This is a genomic window from uncultured Phyllobacterium sp. (assembly GCF_902479695.1).
Taxonomy (GTDB): Bacteria; Pseudomonadota; Alphaproteobacteria; order Rhizobiales; family Rhizobiaceae; genus Phyllobacterium; species Phyllobacterium calauticae.
This window is the reverse complement of sequence record NZ_CABSQF010000049.1, coordinates 1-17887: the sequence shown is the minus strand read 5'-3', so window position 1 is coordinate 17887 and position 17887 is coordinate 1. Positions and strand designations below refer to the sequence as shown.

General features: G+C 58.0%; 21 protein-coding genes. 11 read left to right on the top strand and 10 right to left on the bottom strand.

What is annotated here, in order from left to right; all coding sequences use genetic code 11:
* Positions 1 to 123: 123 nt before the first annotated feature.
* Both RDL77_RS21235 and RDL77_RS21230 read right to left on the bottom strand, forming a co-directional pair.
* Positions 124 to 900, bottom strand: coding sequence for an HpcH/HpaI aldolase/citrate lyase family protein (locus tag RDL77_RS21235; protein ID WP_223612976.1), 777 nt, complete (start codon positions 898 to 900; stop codon positions 124 to 126).
* A 195-nt stretch (positions 901 to 1095) separates the two neighbouring features.
* Entirely contained in the window at positions 1096 to 1413 is a 318-nt protein-coding gene (locus tag RDL77_RS21230) for a DUF1476 domain-containing protein (RefSeq protein WP_223612975.1), read from the bottom strand.
* A gap of 579 nt (positions 1414 to 1992) precedes the next feature.
* Here RDL77_RS21230 and purC point away from each other — a divergent pair.
* The 5 genes from purC to RDL77_RS21205 all read left to right on the top strand — a co-directional run bounded on the left by purC (position 1993) and on the right by RDL77_RS21205 (position 4888).
* Complete coding sequence (gene purC, locus RDL77_RS21225) at positions 1993 to 2757, top strand: phosphoribosylaminoimidazolesuccinocarboxamide synthase (RefSeq protein ID WP_105732451.1); 765 nt, start codon at positions 1993 to 1995, stop codon at positions 2755 to 2757.
* Between the two features lie 33 nt (positions 2758 to 2790).
* Positions 2791 to 3030: a phosphoribosylformylglycinamidine synthase subunit PurS gene (gene purS, locus RDL77_RS21220; protein WP_105732450.1), complete on the top strand. Its 240-nt coding sequence runs from the start codon at positions 2791 to 2793 to the stop codon at positions 3028 to 3030.
* A 3-nt stretch (positions 3031 to 3033) separates the two neighbouring features.
* Positions 3034 to 3702, top strand: a complete 669-nt coding sequence (purQ, locus tag RDL77_RS21215) for a phosphoribosylformylglycinamidine synthase subunit PurQ (RefSeq protein WP_130270331.1) — start codon at positions 3034 to 3036, stop codon at positions 3700 to 3702.
* Between the two features lie 77 nt (positions 3703 to 3779).
* A complete protein-coding gene (locus RDL77_RS21210; RefSeq protein WP_288194611.1) occupies positions 3780 to 4439 on the top strand; it encodes a glutathione S-transferase family protein in 660 nt (219 codons plus the stop codon).
* A gap of 32 nt (positions 4440 to 4471) precedes the next feature.
* Positions 4472 to 4888 carry a hypothetical protein gene (locus tag RDL77_RS21205; protein WP_223612973.1) on the top strand — a complete coding sequence of 139 codons (417 nt, stop codon included), beginning with the start codon at positions 4472 to 4474 and terminating at the stop codon, positions 4886 to 4888.
* A gap of 45 nt (positions 4889 to 4933) precedes the next feature.
* Here the strand turns inward: RDL77_RS21205 and RDL77_RS21200 are convergent, their stop codons facing one another.
* Both RDL77_RS21200 and RDL77_RS21195 read right to left on the bottom strand, forming a co-directional pair.
* Positions 4934 to 5155 (bottom strand): DUF1127 domain-containing protein, encoded by a 222-nt coding sequence (locus tag RDL77_RS21200; RefSeq protein WP_223612972.1) that lies wholly within the window; start codon positions 5153 to 5155, stop codon positions 4934 to 4936.
* 146 nt (positions 5156 to 5301) lie between these two features.
* Positions 5302 to 5484: a DUF1127 domain-containing protein gene (locus RDL77_RS21195; RefSeq protein WP_288194610.1), complete on the bottom strand. Its 183-nt coding sequence runs from the start codon at positions 5482 to 5484 to the stop codon at positions 5302 to 5304.
* A gap of 156 nt (positions 5485 to 5640) precedes the next feature.
* Between RDL77_RS21195 and RDL77_RS21190 the strand changes: the two genes are divergently transcribed.
* The 3 genes from RDL77_RS21190 (at position 5641) to RDL77_RS21180 (ending at position 9877) form a co-directional block, all read left to right on the top strand.
* Positions 5641 to 7062: a PLP-dependent aminotransferase family protein gene (locus tag RDL77_RS21190; protein ID WP_288194609.1), complete on the top strand. Its 1422-nt coding sequence runs from the start codon at positions 5641 to 5643 to the stop codon at positions 7060 to 7062.
* Between the two features lie 306 nt (positions 7063 to 7368).
* Complete coding sequence (gene purL, locus RDL77_RS21185; protein WP_288194624.1) at positions 7369 to 9600, top strand: phosphoribosylformylglycinamidine synthase subunit PurL; 2232 nt, start codon at positions 7369 to 7371, stop codon at positions 9598 to 9600.
* 43 nt (positions 9601 to 9643) lie between these two features.
* Entirely contained in the window at positions 9644 to 9877 is a 234-nt protein-coding gene (locus tag RDL77_RS21180; RefSeq protein WP_223612969.1) for a BolA/IbaG family iron-sulfur metabolism protein, read from the top strand.
* A gap of 13 nt (positions 9878 to 9890) precedes the next feature.
* Here RDL77_RS21180 and RDL77_RS21175 read toward each other — a convergent pair whose 3' ends face one another.
* The gene (locus tag RDL77_RS21175) at positions 9891 to 10703 is read right to left on the bottom strand and encodes a phosphodiester glycosidase family protein (protein ID WP_288194608.1); all 813 of its coding nucleotides are present in this window, start codon (positions 10701 to 10703) and stop codon (positions 9891 to 9893) included.
* A gap of 106 nt (positions 10704 to 10809) precedes the next feature.
* On the opposite strand from RDL77_RS21175, the gene grxD reads away from it, so the two are divergent.
* Both grxD and RDL77_RS21165 read left to right on the top strand, forming a co-directional pair.
* Positions 10810 to 11142 (top strand): Grx4 family monothiol glutaredoxin, encoded by a 333-nt coding sequence (grxD, locus tag RDL77_RS21170; protein ID WP_105732441.1) that lies wholly within the window; start codon positions 10810 to 10812, stop codon positions 11140 to 11142.
* 140 nt (positions 11143 to 11282) lie between these two features.
* Positions 11283 to 12488 carry a multidrug effflux MFS transporter gene (locus RDL77_RS21165; RefSeq protein WP_288194623.1) on the top strand — a complete coding sequence of 402 codons (1206 nt, stop codon included), beginning with the start codon at positions 11283 to 11285 and terminating at the stop codon, positions 12486 to 12488.
* Between the two features lie 9 nt (positions 12489 to 12497).
* On the opposite strand, the gene RDL77_RS21160 is transcribed toward RDL77_RS21165, so the two are convergent.
* The 4 genes from RDL77_RS21160 to rpsD all read right to left on the bottom strand — a co-directional run bounded on the left by RDL77_RS21160 (position 12498) and on the right by rpsD (position 16160).
* Complete coding sequence (locus RDL77_RS21160) at positions 12498 to 13325, bottom strand: inositol monophosphatase family protein (RefSeq protein WP_288194607.1); 828 nt, start codon at positions 13323 to 13325, stop codon at positions 12498 to 12500.
* Complete coding sequence (gene ttcA, locus RDL77_RS21155; protein ID WP_288194606.1) at positions 13315 to 14178, bottom strand: tRNA 2-thiocytidine(32) synthetase TtcA; 864 nt, start codon at positions 14176 to 14178, stop codon at positions 13315 to 13317. The genes RDL77_RS21160 and ttcA overlap by 11 nt, the downstream gene beginning before the upstream one ends.
* A 256-nt stretch (positions 14179 to 14434) precedes the next feature.
* Positions 14435 to 15364: a glutaminase gene (locus RDL77_RS21150; RefSeq protein ID WP_223612965.1), complete on the bottom strand. Its 930-nt coding sequence runs from the start codon at positions 15362 to 15364 to the stop codon at positions 14435 to 14437.
* Between the two features lie 178 nt (positions 15365 to 15542).
* Complete coding sequence (gene rpsD, locus RDL77_RS21145; RefSeq protein WP_105732437.1) at positions 15543 to 16160, bottom strand: 30S ribosomal protein S4; 618 nt, start codon at positions 16158 to 16160, stop codon at positions 15543 to 15545.
* Between the two features lie 295 nt (positions 16161 to 16455).
* Here rpsD and RDL77_RS21140 point away from each other — a divergent pair, with 295 nt between their 5' ends.
* Positions 16456 to 17352 (top strand): extensin family protein, encoded by an 897-nt coding sequence (locus RDL77_RS21140; protein WP_288194605.1) that lies wholly within the window; start codon positions 16456 to 16458, stop codon positions 17350 to 17352.
* A gap of 19 nt (positions 17353 to 17371) precedes the next feature.
* Here RDL77_RS21140 and RDL77_RS21135 read toward each other — a convergent pair whose 3' ends face one another.
* The gene (locus tag RDL77_RS21135) at positions 17372 to 17563 is read right to left on the bottom strand and encodes a DUF3008 family protein (RefSeq protein ID WP_288194604.1); all 192 of its coding nucleotides are present in this window, start codon (positions 17561 to 17563) and stop codon (positions 17372 to 17374) included.
* Between the last annotated feature and the right edge of the window lie 324 nt (positions 17564 to 17887).

Here is a 17887-nt window from a genome sequence, read left to right as displayed (position 1 = left end):
GCGGAAGGTAGCGAGGCCGATGTTCATCCATCGGACGAAGCTGCCTGACAAAGTGGGTGTCCGCCAGCCGGAAACCCGAAGGGCCGGGTGAATTTGGCCCAATTCCATCGGGCAGAACACGTCTTATTTATCGCCCGATGCTCTAACGGCTGCCAGCAATGTCTGCACACCCAATTGCAGATAGGCCGTGTCGACGGAGATCGGCACATAGGTGAAACCGAGACCGGTGAACCGTTTTGCCAGTTCGGCATTGGGCGCGTAGATGCCGCAGAGCTTGCCTGCGGCGCGTGCCTTGGCGGCGATTTCCCGCAGCGGCTCGATGATCGCCTGCGACCCGGCATCCACCTCGGCCCCGTTGCTCCAGCCGATGGAGAAATCGGCAGGGCCGACAAAAACGCCGTCGATACCATCGATGGCCAGAATACCGTCCAGCGCGGCAAAGGCAGCGCGTGTCTCGATCATGGCGAAAGCCAGCGTCTTGGCATTGACCTCAGTCAGATAGCCGCCGGAACCGCTGGCGCCATAGCTTGCCGGACGCCCGCGCAACTGCCCCCACGACCGCTCGCCGACCGGCGGGTATTTCATGGAAGCAGCAAAACGCCGCGCATCTTCAACCGAATTGATCATCGGGGCGATAATGCCCTCGGCGCCGAAGTCCAGTGCCCGGCTTGCCATGTCGAACCGGTCGACGGGAATGCGTACCACCGTATGCTTGCCTGCGCCCTGGATGATACCGATGCTTTGCAGAACCGATTCCGTATCGAACGGGCCGTGCTGCATGTCGAGCATGAAGGCGGTGAAATCCGTCCGGCACAGGGTTTCCATGACCAGCGGATGAGGCAGGTTGCACCAGGCGGAAAAAACCGTTTCTCCCGCCCTCAGACGTGATGCTAGCGACATGATCTCTCCTGGAAATTGTTGCTGATGGCCGACTCGGCTTGTGGTCCGATTCTGACATTTGCCCCCCTTTGATACAAGCCACTCAGGCAAATGTCAGAATCAAAGGACCATTGGGAGCGAAGCAAAAACAACGGAATAGCACCAACAAAAAACCGCCCTGGAAGGGCGGTTTTTACGAAGACCGATCAGGACAGATCAGGATCCCTGGATCTGGCGGATGGCTTCTTCCAGCATTTCATCCATTGTACGGCGGATGCGGTGGTCGGATTTGTCGACACCTGCCGCATCGAAATCGGCGCGGATCTTGCGGAAAACGTCGTCATCACCGGCTTCCTGGAAATCCGCCTTGATGACTTCAAGCGCATAGGCTTCCGCTTCTTCGCCGGTCTTGCCCAGCTTTTCCGCTGCCCAAAGGCCAATCAGCTTGTTGCGCCGTGCTTCTGCCCGAAAGCGAACCTCCGCGTCATGCGCATATTTGCTTTCAAAGGCATTTTCGCGATCTTCCATTGTCATCCTCTCTTGCTCCCGCAAAATGAATTGGTCATTCCGGTGAAAGATGCCTCCCCGGTCTTGGCGTTTTTAGGGCAAGTCCCTGATAGGCATGGTTTTCAGGGTCAGGACTCATTAATCTGGTCGAAATGGTATGAGGCTTTTCGTTCGGATACGAGGAGCAAAGGCGATGGGAATGTTTATCCATTCTCGAGCCTTTGCGACGATGTAGCCGGGCGAAAAGACTATATCCTTCGGACGCCGAAACGGCTGCAAGCTGCAGTGTCGAACCGCTCGGCCCGGGGGAAAAGCCCCGCCCTTCACGCCTCTCCTCGCATCTTCTTGCCGTTTCAGGCGCCATTTCGATCATATTAACGAGTCCTGACCCTAGGTTCATATAACCATTCTGCACGAAATCGGAAGTCTGAAATGAACCTCTTCAGGCAAACATGGGTCACATTGTCGTAAAAAGCCCATATAACCCATAAATCCGGGGACCTACATAAAGTATCATTGTAGAATGCTTGCTTTTACGATAGTTAGCGCGCCAACATGACGGCTGTGACCAAGGCCGACCGATAACTCCAATACCAGAGACCTGCAATGAACCGTCGCCGCCGTGTCTACGAAGGCAAAGCCAAAATCCTTTACGAAGGACCCGAGCCAGGAACGCTTGTCCAACATTTCAAAGACGACACCACCGTGCTGCATCCAAAGAAGCACGAAGTCATTGATGGCAAAGGTGTTTTGAACAACCGGATTTCCGAGTACATTTTCACCCAGCTCAACCGCATGGGTATTCCGACGCACTTCATCCGCCGCCTCAACATGCGTGAGCAGCTGATCAAGGAAGTCGAAATCATTCCCCTGCAGGTGGTCGTCCGCAACATTGCGGCGGGTTCGCTGGCAAAACGTCTTGGAATCGAAGAGGGCACGGTCCTGCCGCGCTCGATCATCGAATTTTACTACAAAAACGACGTTCTGGACGATCCGATGGTCTCCGAAGAGCACATCACGGCCTTTGGCTGGGCTGCGCCCCAGGAAATCGATGACATCATGGCACTGGCCATTCGCGTCAACGACTTCCTCAGCGGCCTGTTCCTCGGCGTTGGTATCCAGCTCGTCGATTTCAAGATCGAATGCGGCCGTTTGTGGGAAGGCGATATGATGCGTATTGTCGTCGCCGACGAGTTTTCCCCCGATTCCGCCCGCCTGTGGGACAGCCAGACCAGCGAAAAGCTGGACAAGGACCGGTTCCGTCGTGATATGGGCGGTCTGATCGAGGCCTATCAGGAAGTCGCCCGCCGTCTGGGCATCATGAATGAAAATGAACAGTTGCGGCCAACCGGGCCGGTTCTCGTTAAATAATCGCTGATTGAACAATCTCGGAGAAGACGATCGATGAAGGCACGTGTCACTGTAACCTTGAAGAATGGCGTTCTTGACCCGCAGGGCAAGGCAATTGTCGGCGCGCTGGGCAGTCTTGGTTTCGATGGCGTTGCATCGGTACGCCAGGGCAAGATCTTTGATGTGGAGATCGACACCAAGGACCGCGCCGTTGCCGAAGCCAACGTCAAGGCGATGTGCGAAAAGCTGCTCGCCAATACGGTCATCGAAGATTACGCGGTGGAGCTTGTTTAAAAAATGAAATCAGCTGTCGTTCTTCTCCCGGGCCTCAATCGCGACCGTGACATGATTGCGGCGCTGACGAAAATCTCCGGCCAGGCACCGCAGACGGTCTGGCAGACGGACACCGAAATTCCCGATGTCGATCTGATCGTCATTCCCGGCGGGTTCTCCTATGGCGACTATCTGCGCTGCGGCGCCATTGCCGCGCGCATGCCCGTCATGCAGGCGATCCGCGAGAAGGCCGACAAGGGCGTCATGGTCATGGGCGTGTGCAACGGCTTCCAGATTTTGCAGGAAGCAGGCCTCCTGCCCGGCGCCCTGATGCGCAACGCATCGCTGAAATTCGTCTGCCGCGAAGTGAAGCTGGAAGTGACCAATGCCAACACCGCCTTCACCCGCGGTTATTCGCATGGCCAGATCGTTCGCTGCCCGGTTGCCCATCATGACGGCAATTTCTTCGCTGACGAAACGACTTTGGCCCGCATCGAAGGCGAAGGCCAGGTGGTTTTCCGCTATGCGGAGGGTACAAACCCGAACGGCGCCATGAATGACATCGCCGGTATCATCAGCGAAAAAGGCAATGTTCTCGGTATGATGCCGCATCCGGAGAACCTGATTGAAGCGGCCCATGGCGGCTCCGATGGCCGCGCCCTGTTTGCGGGCATTCTTGGGATTGCCGCCTGAGTAAAATTCTATACGCTTGAGCAATGCCGTTCCGGCCCGCCATGGGCCGGAACGGCACTCAAACGGAGGAATTGAGAATGAAACTGTATTCGCGGCCGCTCTCCCCCTACTCCTCGATTGTTCGTTGCATCGCCTATTACAAAAAGGCACCCATCAAGGTCGTAGCGCCGCCGCCGGGTTTTCCGATACCCGAAGAGTTCCGCAGCATTTCCCCGTTCAACCGTATTCCGGTGCTGATTACAGGCTCGGGCCTGACCATCATCGAAGCCACGGTTATCTCCGAATATCTCGAAGAACATTTTCCTGAACCGGTTCTGTTGCCGGCGGACTCGCGTGACCGCGCCGTGGTGCGCATGGCTGCCCGTATCGCCGAGCTCGAAATCCTCGTTCCGGTCATGGAGCTTTTTGAGCTCGTTCACACCAAATCCAAGGACGATGCGCGGATCACCAAGCTTTTTGCCCAGCTGGAAGCCGGTTTGCGTGAAATCGAACACCGCATGGGAGATGGCCCCTATGCGCTGGGCAAGCAGATGACCATGGCGGATGCCTGGCTGACGCCGATCCGCTTCCTGTTCAACCATTTCCGGGTGATGACGCGCCGCTCGCGCCTGCTCGAGCCATTTCCGAAATTCGATGCCTATGAGCAACTGATTGTTCAGGATCCGGTGCTATCGCTGGTCTGGTTCGAGATGACGGATGCCTTGAAAGTGTTCCTCGGGGAACTTGAGGCAAGCTGATCAACCGCCCTTGTATCATTGGAGATAGCTGGATGAAAATGCAGACGATTGGCGTTGCCATGATGATTTCGCTCGTGGCGCTCGCCGGATGCCAATCACCCAGCAAGCCGGGGCCTGGCTCTCTGGCCTTCGGTTCGGACAAGGCCGCCCTCGCCACCATGGAGAGGGTGGCCCTTGCTGCCAATAATTGCTGGTTCAAGTCGAAGGATTCGGCGTTCAAGCCCTACCATCTCGCGCCGGAGCTGAATTCCTATTCCGGCCGCCCGCGCATCCTGGTCGTCCCGGCGGGCAATCCCGGCGGCCGTCCGCTGCTGGTCGTCCACGCGGAAGGCAACCCGGCCAAGGTTGAGGCCTTTGGCCCGCTGATGGGACATTCCATGGGAAATCGCATTGAATCCGACATACGCCGTTGGGCGGCAGGGCAACCGTCCTGCACCGCGCGCGGCTGATAAATGGAAACGCAAGCCGGTGCGGTTATGCACCGGCTTGAGGCATCACATCGACAGATAACGGTCGAGATCGGCTTCGACATGATCGCGGGTCAAGGCAAGATCCTTGAGCCCTTCGTCGCTCAGTTTGCCGAGCTGAAGCCGCGTGCGCCGTTTCATCAGGGCGCTTTCCACCCAGCCGGCAAACTGTGACAGGAAGTCCGGCTGTGAAGCATAGGTCAGCCCCCGGATAGCGGGACGGTTAGGTTCTACAAAAGTCGTACCCATATGCGCCTCCCTGAAACGATTGAATATGTAATATATAGGTAAATCACAAAAGATTCATTCAATATTACTGAGGGCGGGTATCAGTAATTCTCATTGGCAGTGACGGCGGTTGCTCAACTCAAGAAGCAGCCAGCCACACCGGATGTTCAATCCCAGAAAAACCGCTTGGATTCCTGCCGTGCCTGCGCTGGCGATACGCCGATATCCAGCAATTGCTCGTCGCTGAGTTCGCTCAAATGCACGCGGGTGCGCCGTTTGGCGACAGCACGCAACATCCAGCCCAGAATTTGATGCAGGACTGTCGTCCTGCTCCGGGACAATTTAGGCAAAGCAATGCCACCTGCATCGCTTACACCGGCGGATCTTCTTCTAATTGCACCAATTGTACTCATCACATCCATCCTATCAAGCCGAATTGACTCGAATTGTATCGCCAATTGTAATGGATTGACTCAATTGGAATCGCAATATACATAATTGTCACCATGACAAATTGGCTTCCGGAACTGAAACACGGCAAAGGCCCGCTCTATCTGCAGCTTGCGGAGCGGATTGAATCGGACATTGCCGGCGGCGTGCTTGCGCCGGGCACGAAATTGCCTCCGCAGCGCAATCTTGCCTTCGATATCGGGGTGACAATCGGCACGGTCGGTCGGGCGTACAATCTCATCCGCGAGCGCGGTCTTGTCAGCGGCGAAGTGGGTCGGGGCACCTATGTCATTGACCACAAGGAGACGAAGCTGATCCAGCTTCCACCCGCCCAGCACTCCGAACCCTTCGGCGGCACGCGCAGCGCCGTCATTGCGCCCGGCAATATCCGGCTCGACAGCACGGCGGCAATCGATGTCGGGCAATCGGTTGTGATGGATCGCTTTCTGCGGGATATCACCCGGTCCTATCCCGGCGAAATCGCCAGCTATTCCCGTACCCTGCCCCCGTCATGGCAATTGGCGGGAAGCCGCTGGCTCGGGTCGGCGGAATGGCGGCCCGATGCCGCTTCGATTGTACCGACGCTCGGCGCGCATTCAGCCATTCTGGCGATCATTGCCGCGGTTACCGCACCGGGTGACCGTATCGCCTTCGAGGACTTGACCTATTGTTCCGCCGCGCGCAGCGTCAATCTGATGGGGCGGCGCAGCATCATCATGAACACCGAGAACGGCAGCGCCACACCGGATGACTTTGAACGGCTCTGCGCCCAGCAGCACCCGAAGCTGGTGTTTCTGATGCCGTCGCTGCAGAATCCGACGGCCACAACCCTCTCCGAGGAACATCGCCGCGCCATTGTCGAGATTGCCCGGCGTTACAATGTCTGGATCATCGAGGATGAGATTTACGGATCGCTGCTCTGCCTTGACCACGTCAAGCTTGCCGACCGGGCGCCGGGGCGGCCCTTCCACATTGGCGGCCGGTCGAAACCCGTGGCGGCGGGTGTGCGCGGCGGCTGGGTTGCCTGCCCGCCACATCTGGCATCGCGCGTGCTGACGGCCCACAAGATGGTCACCGGCGGCTTGCCGTTCCTCATGGCGGAACTCGGGGCGCAGCTGGTCAATTCCGGCGAGGCCGACGCCATCCGGGTCAAGGTCCGGGAAGAAACCACCGAGCGGGAAGCACTGGCGCGATCGATCTTTGCCGGTTTCGATATCAACTCGCATCCCTATTCGCCGTTTATCTGGGTGAAACTGCCGGAACCATGGCTGTCGGCGACCTTCAAGAGCGCGGCGCTCAATGAGGGCGTCCTCATTGACGACGAGGACGAATTCAAGCCGGGCCGGACGGAAAAGACCTTCCACCGGGTGCGGTTTGGCTATTCGGTACCCGCAACGCGCGGTGAAGTGGAAAACGGCCTGTCCATCCTGCGCCGTCTGATGGAAACCGACAATGCGAGCTATGACAGCTATTCGTGAGTGCTGTGAAGGCTATTGCGGAAGCATTGTGCGTGGTTCGACAAGCTCACCATGAGGGAGGGTCAGGATTGCAAGGAGTTATTATTCTACACCCTTTGCGATTGGCATTGCAGCCAAACCACGTCCCTCATGGTGAGCTTGTCGAACCACGTACCAAGCGCCATGCAAGGCTGATACGATTTGCCATCCGACACCACCTATTGACGAAACGCGGCAAGCGACAATTTTTCCGCCTTAGACGGTGTATTCCCCGCGCAAATTGCTCTAAGAGAACCCAAGAAAAGCGCAATGGAATTGGTATTACCGATGGTTCTCTCCAACACAATCCAGATCACGCCGGAACTCGTTGCTTCGCACGGGCTCAAGCCGGACGAATATCAACGCATTCTCGACCTGATCGGACGTGAACCCAGCTTTACCGAGCTCGGCATCTTCTCGGCCATGTGGAACGAGCATTGCTCCTACAAATCCTCGAAGAAATGGCTGCGTACCCTGCCGACAACCGGACCGCAGGTCATTCAGGGTCCCGGCGAAAACGCCGGTGTTGTCGATATCGGTGATGGCGACTGCGTTGTCTTCAAGATGGAGAGCCACAACCACCCGTCCTATATCGAGCCCTATCAGGGTGCGGCGACCGGTGTCGGCGGTATCCTGCGCGATGTGTTCACCATGGGTGCCCGGCCGATCGCGGCCATGAATGCGCTGCGCTTCGGCGCACCGTCACACCCCAAGACACGCCACCTCGTCTCAGGTGTCGTCGAAGGTGTCGGCGGTTACGGCAATTCCTTCGGCGTTCCCACAGTCGGCGGTGAAGTCAATTTCGATGCCCGCTACAACGGCAACATCCTCGTCAACGCTTTTGCCGCCGGCCTTGCCAAGACCAATGCGATCTTCCTGTCCGAAGCCAAGGGCGTCGGCCTTCCCGTTGTCTATCTCGGTGCCAAGACCGGCCGCGATGGCGTTGGCGGTGCCACCATGGCATCGGCGGAATTCGATGAATCTATCGAAGAGAAACGCCCGACCGTTCAGGTCGGCGATCCCTTCACGGAAAAATGCCTGCTTGAAGCCTCGCTGGAACTGATGGCATCGGGTGCCGTCATCGCCATTCAGGACATGGGCGCTGCGGGTCTTACCTGCTCCGCCGTGGAAATGGGCGCCAAGGGTAATCTCGGCATCCGGCTGAACCTCGATGACGTGCCGGTGCGCGAAGAGCGCATGACCGCCTATGAAATGATGCTGTCGGAAAGCCAGGAGCGCATGCTCATGGTTCTGCGTCCGGAAAAGGAAGCGGAAGCCCAGGCGATCTTCAAGAAATGGGGTCTGGACTTCGCCATCGTTGGTTACACGACTGACGATCTGCGCTTCCGCGTCATCCATCAGGGTGAGGAAGTCGCCAATCTGCCGATCAAGGATCTTGGCGATCAGGCGCCCGAATATGACCGTCCATGGATGGAACCCGGCAAGCACGCACCGCTGCCCGCTGCCAGCGTTCCCGATGTCGACGATTACGGTGTGGCACTGCTGAAGCTGATCGGTTCGCCCGATCTGTCGTCGCGCCGCTGGGTTTACGAACAATATGACACACTGATTCAGGGCAACTCGCTGCAGGTACCCGGCGGCGATGCTGGCGTCGTGCGCGTCGAGGGTCACCGCAGCAAGGCGCTTGCCTTCTCATCGGATGTCACCCCTCGTTATTGCGAGGCCGACCCCTATGAGGGCGGCAAGCAGGCTGTCGCCGAATGCTGGCGCAACCTGACGGCTGTCGGCGCTGAACCGCTCGCTGCCACCGACAATCTCAATTTCGGCAATCCGGAACGTCCTGAAATCATGGGACAGCTGGTCAAGGCCATTGGCGGCATCGGCGATGCCTGCCGCGCGCTCGCCTTCCCCATTGTTTCTGGCAACGTGTCGCTCTACAACGAAACCAATGGCCAGGCGATCCTGCCGACGCCCACCATTGCCGGTGTCGGCCTCATCCCCGACTGGTCCAAGACAGCCAAGATCGGCGGCATGCACGAGAGTGACGTGCTGATCCTTATCGGCGGCGACGGCACGCATCTCGGCCAGTCGGTCTACCTGCGCGACCTGCATGGCCGTGCCGACGGCCCGCCCCCGCCGGTCGACCTCAACATCGAGAAGCGCAACGGCAATTTTGTCCGCTCCGCCATCCGCAACGGCCAGATCACCGCTTGTCATGACCTGTCCGATGGCGGGCTTGGCATCGCGCTCGCCGAGATGTGCATGGCTTCCACCAAGGGCGCCAAGGTCACCGTCGGTGAAGGCCCGGCACATGCCCTGCTTTTTGGTGAAGATCAGGCGCGTTATCTCATTGCCGTTGCGCCTGACATGGCCAATTTCATCACGCTCAATGCCGAGGGGTCGGGCGTTCCGTTCCGCAAGCTGGGCACTGTCGGCGGCAGCACATTGACGATCGAGGGCCTCGCCTCCATATCAGTAGCAGACCTGACAAAAGCACACGAATCGTGGTTCCCTGACTATATGAGCGGTCAGGACGGCGAAGAAACACAGGCTGCATGATCCTGTCCCGGTAAAGGACAGGCGAAAGTTTGGGAGACAGAACATGGCTATGGACGCGCGCGACATCGAGAAAATGATCAAGGACGCGATTCCTGACGCGCAGGTGACCATTCGCGATCTGGCAGGCGATGGTGATCACTATGCCGCGGAAGTCGTCGCCGAGAGTTTTCGCGGCAAGTCGCGCGTTCAGCAGCACCAGATGGTCTATGATGCGCTCAAGGGCAATATGGGGGGCGTCCTGCACGCCCTCGCCCTGCAGACCAGCGCCCCGGAATAATCACTTCGAATAATCACTTCTTTGCGAATACGGCGAGAATCGGCCCCACGGGGTCGATCCCGCCAATCAGGGTTTTGCGGTTATTGGCGACGGCCGAGATCGTACCGTCGAGAAAGAGCGCGTTGGCGCAATTCAGCCCGTCCCTGAATAGACGGGCGAAACTTCCCAGACTCACCGGCTCGATGGATATTGCCAGAATAACCGTGTTGGCGTCGCGAACGCCGACGGCGTTGCGGATCAGGCGTGATGTTCCGTTCGGCTCGAACCGCGGATGCACCTGCCCGTTGATGACCAGCATTGGCCCCGACTGGGTGGCTATGCGGACATCGGGCTTTGCGGCATCAAACGCCGCTGTTTCCAGAATGCCGGCGGAACCGTCCTTCCCGATGAAGAAAACCCCGTTCGGCTTCATGTAGAAATTGCCGTCGCCGTCATCGGTCTGCAGTTCCGATGTCTCTTTGCCGTCCTCGACATAGAGGCCGACCGGAGAAAGGTCCTTTTCATACATGCCTGCATTCATCGCAAGGATCGGGCGTGTGTCCAGCAGACGGGATTCCATGAATGTCTTCAGCGATCCGTAGGGTTCGCCGTCGGCACCCGTGCGCACCAGATCGATGCGATGCGAGCGCAGGTCGATCTCGCAGACGATGGAATCGACATCCTCGAAGGTCATCTTCCGGCAAATGTCGGGCAGATCGCCATCGGAGATATTGATTGGCGGGTTGGGGGCAGGCTTGGGCGGCGATACCGGGCGCATGAACCAGAAAATTCCTCCCAAAATTGCCAGAACGACGAAGCTGACCGCTATAATGATACGAGATGACACAGTGACCAGCCTTGTTTTGCCAGATTTGAAGCGCTATTTGTTTAAACGAGATCAATTTGGACCATTGATGACGATTCGTTGTCATTTGGTATGAAAGGTTGCCGAAATGAGCGGTATCAATGAATTTATCGACAATGAGGTCAAGAGCAACGACGTCGTCCTTTTCATGAAGGGAACGCCGGGCTTTCCGCAGTGCGGCTTTTCGGGCCAGGTCGTGCAAATTCTTGACTACATCGGCGTCGATTACAAAGGCGTGAATATTCTGACATCCAATGAACTGCGTCAGGGTATCAAGGATTATTCCAACTGGCCGACCATCCCGCAGCTTTATGTGAAGGGCGAATTCGTCGGCGGTTGTGATATCATCCGTGAAATGTTCCAGGCAGGCGAGCTACAAACGCTGCTCAGCGAAAAAGGCATCGCCACCAAGGCGGCCTGACTACGCAACAGTTTCAATCGGTTCCGGGGAAATCCGGAATCTTATTCTCAAGGCGTCGGCTATTCCGACGCCTTTGTCTTTGTTTTGCAGGTCTCATAATGGATACCACCACACAAACGACAGCGCCGCGCCTGATGGGCATGGGCAAGGTCGAATTCATCGGAATGATGGCCATGCTCATGGCGATCAACGCGCTTGCCATCGACATCATGCTGCCCGGCTTGCAGCAGATCGGCGCGAGCCTTGGTGTGACAAATGAAAACCACCGGCAATACGTGATTTCAGCCTATCTGCTCGGCTTCTCGGTATCGCAGCTGTTCTATGGCCCGCTGTCCGATCGTTTCGGCCGCCGCAAGCCGCTTCTGTTCGGTCTGGTTGTCTACGTCATCGCCGCAGCCAGCGCGGCCTTCGTGCCAAGCTTTGCCTCCCTGCTCCTCTTCCGCCTGATCCAGGGTATCGGTTCGGCCGCCACCCGCGTCATCACCATTTCCATCGTCCGTGACGTCTATGGCGGGCGGCAGATGGCCGAAGTCATGTCGCTGATCATGATGGTGTTCATGATCGTACCGGTTATCGCACCGGGCACGGGTCAGGCCGTCATGCTGTTCGGCGACTGGCACCTGATCTTCATGTTCATGGCTGTCGTGGCGGCTGCTGTGACCGTCTGGATGTATTTCCGCCTGCCGGAAACCTTTGATCCCGCCGACCGGCGTCCGTTTACGCTGGCATCGGTTGCGCAGGGCTTCAAGATCGTTCTGACCAACCGGGTGGCGCTTTGCTATACGCTGGCCAGCGCCTTCCTGTTCGGCTCGCTGTTCGGTTTCATCAACTCGGCCCAGCAGATCTATATCGGCATCTATGATCTCGGCATCTGGTTCCCGGTGGCGTTTTCGTCGATTGCCATCATGATGGCGTTCTCGTCCTTCGTGAACTCGCGCTTTGTCGGCCGGTTTGGCATGCGCCGCCTGTCGCACGGCGCGCTGATGGGCTTCCTGATGATCAACACGGTCTGGCTGCTCTTGACCATATTCGGTCCGCATCCGACACCGTTCCCAATCTACCTCCTGCTCTTCGCCATGGCGATGTTCCAGTTCGGCTGGATCGGCTCGAACTTCAATGCGCTTGCCATGGAGCCGCTCGGCCATGTCGCCGGCACGGCGTCGTCAGTGCTTGGGTTTATGGGAACGGCAGGCGGCGGCGCCATCGGCGCCATCATCGGCCAGTCCTATGACGGGACAACCCTGCCGCTCGTCCTGGGCTTCTTCGTTGTTTCGGTGATCGGCCTGATGTTCGTGCTGATTGCCGAGAAGGGCAAGCTCTTCCATCCCCATAATCCGCGGGTTTAGATCCGCGGATTATTCAGACCAAAGAGTCTGGCGCAAATCCTGCCAGTTCGCCTTGTCGGGCGCAATCAGCAGGCCGCCGTCGAGATGCCTCGGGAGATAGGCAGAACCATCGAAGCGGGCCGCATGGCCGCCCGCTTCCTGATGGATGAGAACACCGGCCAGATGATCCCATGGCATCAACTTGTTGAAGATGGCGAAATGCGCATTGCCCGAGGCAATCAGCCGGTATTCATGCGCGGCACAGCGGAAACCGAACGATGCCTTGCACTTGGCATGGTTGCGCGCCAGCGTCGACCGCAGAGGATCGGCCAGGAACTGCCATGAAATGGCACCCAGCATCTCGCTGATCGCTGCTGGCGGCGCGACAGACACTTTCTGCCTGACATTGAAGGCCGAGCGGATGTGGCTCCCCGCCCCTTTGACGCCGATGATCCAGTCCTTGCCGACGGGATCATGAATGATCCCGGCCACCGTCTCGCCATTGACCACGACCGCAAGCATCACGCCGAACAGTGGCACGCCGGTGGCAAAATTATAGGTGCCGTCGACCGGGTCGATGATGAAAGCCAGCGGCGCGTCCTTCAGCTTGCCGAGCAACGAAGCGTCGAGTTCGCAGGCTTCTTCGCCCAGCACGAAGGCATCGGGGTAACGCTCGCGCAGCCGCGCCGTGATCACCCGTTCGGCGCTGGTGTCGGCTTCCGTCACCAGATCGAGCGCCGAGGTCTTCTGCTTGATATCGCCGGTGCCGAGCTGGCGAAAGCGCGGCATGATTTCCTGAACCGCAACGGCGGCAAGCAGATCACTCAACCAATCGATGTCATTGTCATTAAACTGCACTGGCTTCGGCTCCGTGTGTGGCAAGACCGGCAAAGTCAAAGATGCTCCGGTCGAGAAGATGGCTCGGTCGCGTATTGGCAAGCGCGCGGATCATGATTTCCTTGCGGCCCGGCATGCGCTTTTCAATATCGGTCAGCATTGCCTTCATCATGTTGCGCTGCAGGCCGTCCTGACTGCCGCAGAGATCGCAGGGGATGATCGGAAACTGCATCGCGGCGGCAAATTTTGCCAGGTCGTCCTCGGCGCAGTAGCTCAGCGGCCGCAGCACCATGACATCGCCCTCATCATTCAGGAGCTTCGGCGGCATCGCTGCCAGCCTGCCGCCATGGAAGAGGTTCATGAAGAAGGTTTCGAGAATGTCCTCGCGGTGATGGCCGAGCACCAGCGCCGAACAGCCCTCTTCCCGCGCCACACGGTAGAGATGGCCGCGCCGCAGACGCGAACAAAGCGAGCAATAGGTCTGGTTTTCCTGCACCTTGTCCGTGACGATGGAATAGGTGTCCTTGTACTCGATGCGGTGCTCGATGCCGTTCTTCGCAAGGAAATCCGGCAGGATATGCTTGGGGAAATTCGGCTGTCCCTGATCGAGATTGCAGGCAAGCAGTTCGACCGGCAGCAGGCCCCGCCATTTCAGATCAAGCAGCAATGCCAGGAGCCCGTAGGAATCCTTGCCGCCGGAAAGCCCGATCAGCCAGCGCTCGCCCGGCTTGACCATGGCGAAATCGTCGATGGCCTGCCGCGTATTGCGCAACAGGCGCTTGCGCAGCTTGTTGAACTCGACATTGGACGGCACCGCGAGAAACATCGGGTGGCAACCGGCGGCATCGGTCAATTCCTGATCGTGAATGGTCATCGTAACACCTCTGGCGCCTTCATTGCCTTGGCCAAAGTCCGAACGCAAGCAATGTTTCGCCGCATGCCAAGCCTGAAGTTAAGTTGAAGCCTGTTGTTGCATCACCCTTGTGCGTGGTTCGACAAGCTCACCATGAGGGAGAGTGAGGATTGCAAAGATAATCACCAACGCTGCAGAGCTTGACTCCCTGCAGTCCTCCATCTTCCTCATGGTGAGCTTGTCGAACCACGCACGTTGGTCGTGCAAATTTATGAAATTACTGCCCGAACACCGACCAGCCGGTCCTTTGCGCCAGCAGCTCCAGTGCAGCCGAACCAAGCAGCGAATTGCCGTTTTCGTTCAGCCCCGGCGACCAGGCGGCAATCGATGCCTTGCCGGGCGCAATGGCGAGAATACCGCCGCCAACGCCGCTCTTGCCGGGCAGGCCGACGCGATAGGCGAAATCGCCCGAGCCGTCATAGTGCCCGCACATCAGCATCAGCGCATTGATGCGGCGTGCCCGGCCGGATGACACAACACTGCCGCCGCTCAGCGGATTGCGGCCCGCCGAGGCCAGATACAGCCCCGCATGGGCCAGTTGCCGGCAGGACATGGCGATGGCGCAGTGATGGAAGTAGACGCCAAGCACGTGTTCGGCCGGATGGTTGAGATTGCCGAAGGAGCGCATGAAATTGGCCAGCGCCACGTTGCGATAACCCGTATTGGTCTCCGACCGCGCCACATCGTGGTCGATGGCGATGGTCTCGTCATCGGCGAGATAGCGGATGAACTGGACGATTTCGCCGATTGCCTCCTTCGGCAGGTGCCCGGCCAGGACGACATCGGCCACGGCGATCGCTCCGGCATTGATGAACGGATTGCGCGGCTTGCCCTTCTCCTGCTCCAGCTGGACGATGGAATTGAAGGCATTGCCCGAGGGCTCGCGGCCAACGCGCTTCCACAACCCGTCGCCGATCTTGCCGAGCGCCAGCGTCAGCGTGAACACCTTGGAAATACTCTGGATGGAAAAGGACGTGTCGGCATCGCCTGCTGTATGCACCTGACCATCGACGGTGCACAGGGCCAGCCCGAACTGTTTCGGATCGACCGTGGCCAGTTCCGGAATATAATCCGCCAGCTTGCCTTCGCCGATGCGGCTGGCAAGATCCTGATAGACACTGTCGACGACATCCTGAAGATCGGTCATGCGCGCTCCGGCAAGGGATAAGACAAAAAAAGCCGCCCGGATTTCTCGGGGCGGCTTTTCTTAAACTCAGAACTGCGTACTGCGCCATGCGTCCTATTGGACGCATAAAGGACGCAGTACCAACATGAGTGACGCATAATCCTTTCCAAAAATTCAAGAAGATTTTTGGGGTTATGCGTTACCGCGAATAGAATTCGACAACCAGGTTCGGTTCCATCTGTACGGCGTATGGCACATCGGAGAAGGCCGGAACGCGGGTGTACTTGGCAACCATCTTGTTGTGATCAACTTCGAGATATTCAGGAACGTCACGCTCAGCAAGCTGAACGGCTTCCAGAACGATCACGAGCTGCTTCGACTTTTCGCGCACTTCAATCACGTCACCTGCCTTGCAGATGTAGGACTGGATGTTGACGCGGCGGCCGTTGACGTTGACGTGGCCGTGGTTGACGAACTGGCGCGCAGCGAAGATCGTCGGAACGAACTTGGCGCGGTACACCACTGCATCCAGGCGCGACTCGAGCAGGCCGATCAGCTGTTCGCCGGTATCGCCCTTGCGGCGGGCGGCTTCTTCGTAGGTCTTGCGGAACTGCTTTTCCGAGATGTCGCCGTAGAAGCCCTTGAGCTTCTGCTTGGCGCGCAGCTGTACGCCGAAATCGGAAAGCTTGCTCTTGCGGCGCTGACCGTGCTGGCCGGGACCATATTCACGACGGTTAACCGGGGACTTCGGACGGCCCCAGATGTTTTCGCCCATACGGCGATCAATTTTATACTTGGACGATTCGCGCTTGCTCATCGCATTTCCTTTCAACCAAACACAAATCGAAGCTTGCGCCCCGATTCAAGGAAACGCGCCCTCCTCTGCCTCCTGTTTTTGAAGACTGACAGAATGATTCACGCACGCTTTGCGAAATCACTCACGGGACACGTCAAATGAAACGCAGAGCTGTTAAGCCCTGCGCTGGGGTGGCTTCTAGTGTGAAGGTTTCGCGATGTCAAGCGAGACGGCGCATTTCACGGGTTTATAAAGTTTGAAACCGATCCGGCGCATCAGACGTTAGGCTAGACGCTTAACAGGAGTAGAGCCGGAAATGACCCTATCCTTACAGCAGTCGCACTGCTCGACATTGATCCTTTTATCCCTCACCGCATGTTTTGCAACAACGGCTTTGCTCGGCACGGCTGACATTGCCGATGCGCGCCAGCGGCGGCATCACAATGCGACCAGCCGGCCCGCGCTACCCGTTGTACCACCGGTCCCGCAAAGCAAACCGGGCAGCGAACCTGCACAAGAAACGCCCAAACCGGAAGAAAAGCCCGAGGTGAGACCGGCGGAACAGTTCGGCCCGGATCGTCCGGCGGATGCCAAGGCTGATTCAAAGCCGGATGACGAGGACACGGCGGAGAAAGCCGATCCCGCAACGTCTCCCGACCGCGTATACCAGAATGCCTGTCCCGCGCTGATGAACGGCGATGTCCAGGGTGAAATTGTCCCGCCGCTTGCCGAAGGCACATGCGGCGAACGCTCGCCGCTCAAGATCACCGCCATCGGCAAGGAGAATCCTGTAAAGTTTGCCGCGCCCATCACCACCAACTGCACCATGGCCGGAACGCTCGCCGGTTGGATCGGCGATGTGGAGAAAGCCGCGCAGGCATCCTTCGGCGCCGGGATCGCAAGCATTGCAACCGGTTCCGACTACCAGTGCCGCAAGGTCAACAACGGCAATAACGGCCGCGTATCGGAACACGCTTTTGCCAATGCGCTCGATATCGTTTCATTCAAGTTCACCAACGGCAAAACCACGGAACTCGGCTCCGGCTGGAAAGGCACGCCGGAAGAGCAGGACTTCTGGCGCTCGATCCACAAGACGAGTTGCGAGCGGTTCATGACGGTGATCGGGCCGGAGGGTGACGCTGCGCATCAGGGCAATCTGCATCTTGATCTCGGCTGCCACGGCAAGGCATGCAAGGCGCGCATCTGCCAGTAGCGGCAGATGCGCCGCCATGTCATGTCTTTGGCTTGACCTTCTCGGGCAGACCTTTACGCGCCGTCTCGGCAAATTCTTCCAGCTGCTTTTCGCTCATCGATTCATACATGCTCTTCGATGCACCCTTGAGGTCGCTTTTCTTGGTCTCACCGCGCTTGGCCGACAAGGCGGCCCCTGCAGCTTTCTGCTGCGCCTGGGATTTTGCAGGCATTGTCTTTCTCCCTGTCAGTTTCGTACAGGGAAAACGCCCGTAATACCGGAGGGTTCCGAGACAGCAACCTGCAAAAGCAGGGCGCGTGGTTCGACAAGCTCACCATGAGGGAGATGAAGGATTGCAGGGAGCTGTATTCTGCAATGCAGGTAAATCGCATCAGCAATGTTTCCGATTAGCCTTGCAGCCTCACTCTCCCTCATGGTGAGCAACTGTGTTTAAGATTGTGTTTCGGGTTGCCAGTCCTGATCGTTTTTGATCATGGCGTTGAGGGTGACGATGAGTTTGCGCATGATGGCGACGATGGCCAGCTTGAAGGGTTTT

What these genes read in the sequence shown, in the direction of transcription:
- purQ (WP_130270331.1), top strand. Translation starts at nt 3,034, where the DNA reads ATGAAATCAGCTGTCGTTCTTCTCCCGGGCCTCAATCGCGACCGTGAC.
- RDL77_RS21210 (WP_288194611.1), top strand. Translation starts at nt 3,780, where the DNA reads ATGAAACTGTATTCGCGGCCGCTCTCCCCCTACTCCTCGATTGTTCGT.
- RDL77_RS21190 (WP_288194609.1), top strand. Translation starts at nt 5,641, where the DNA reads ATGACAAATTGGCTTCCGGAACTGAAACACGGCAAAGGCCCGCTCTAT.
- RDL77_RS21205 (WP_223612973.1), top strand. Translation starts at nt 4,472, where the DNA reads ATGAAAATGCAGACGATTGGCGTTGCCATGATGATTTCGCTCGTGGCG.
- purC (WP_105732451.1), top strand. Translation starts at nt 1,993, where the DNA reads ATGAACCGTCGCCGCCGTGTCTACGAAGGCAAAGCCAAAATCCTTTAC.
- RDL77_RS21150 (WP_223612965.1), bottom strand. Translation starts at nt 15,364, where the DNA reads ATGACCGATCTTCAGGATGTCGTCGACAGTGTCTATCAGGATCTTGCC.
- purS (WP_105732450.1), top strand. Translation starts at nt 2,791, where the DNA reads ATGAAGGCACGTGTCACTGTAACCTTGAAGAATGGCGTTCTTGACCCG.
- RDL77_RS21135 (WP_288194604.1), bottom strand. Translation starts at nt 17,563, where the DNA reads ATGCCTGCAAAATCCCAGGCGCAGCAGAAAGCTGCAGGGGCCGCCTTG.
- RDL77_RS21165 (WP_288194623.1), top strand. Translation starts at nt 11,283, where the DNA reads ATGGGCAAGGTCGAATTCATCGGAATGATGGCCATGCTCATGGCGATC.
- grxD (WP_105732441.1), top strand. Translation starts at nt 10,810, where the DNA reads ATGAGCGGTATCAATGAATTTATCGACAATGAGGTCAAGAGCAACGAC.
- rpsD (WP_105732437.1), bottom strand. Translation starts at nt 16,160, where the DNA reads ATGAGCAAGCGCGAATCGTCCAAGTATAAAATTGATCGCCGTATGGGC.
- RDL77_RS21235 (WP_223612976.1), bottom strand. Translation starts at nt 900, where the DNA reads ATGTCGCTAGCATCACGTCTGAGGGCGGGAGAAACGGTTTTTTCCGCC.
- ttcA (WP_288194606.1), bottom strand. Translation starts at nt 14,178, where the DNA reads ATGACCATTCACGATCAGGAATTGACCGATGCCGCCGGTTGCCACCCG.
- RDL77_RS21230 (WP_223612975.1), bottom strand. Translation starts at nt 1,413, where the DNA reads ATGACAATGGAAGATCGCGAAAATGCCTTTGAAAGCAAATATGCGCAT.
- RDL77_RS21140 (WP_288194605.1), top strand. Translation starts at nt 16,456, where the DNA reads ATGACCCTATCCTTACAGCAGTCGCACTGCTCGACATTGATCCTTTTA.
- RDL77_RS21180 (WP_223612969.1), top strand. Translation starts at nt 9,644, where the DNA reads ATGGCTATGGACGCGCGCGACATCGAGAAAATGATCAAGGACGCGATT.
- RDL77_RS21200 (WP_223612972.1), bottom strand. Translation starts at nt 5,155, where the DNA reads ATGGGTACGACTTTTGTAGAACCTAACCGTCCCGCTATCCGGGGGCTG.
- purL (WP_288194624.1), top strand. Translation starts at nt 7,369, where the DNA reads ATGGTTCTCTCCAACACAATCCAGATCACGCCGGAACTCGTTGCTTCG.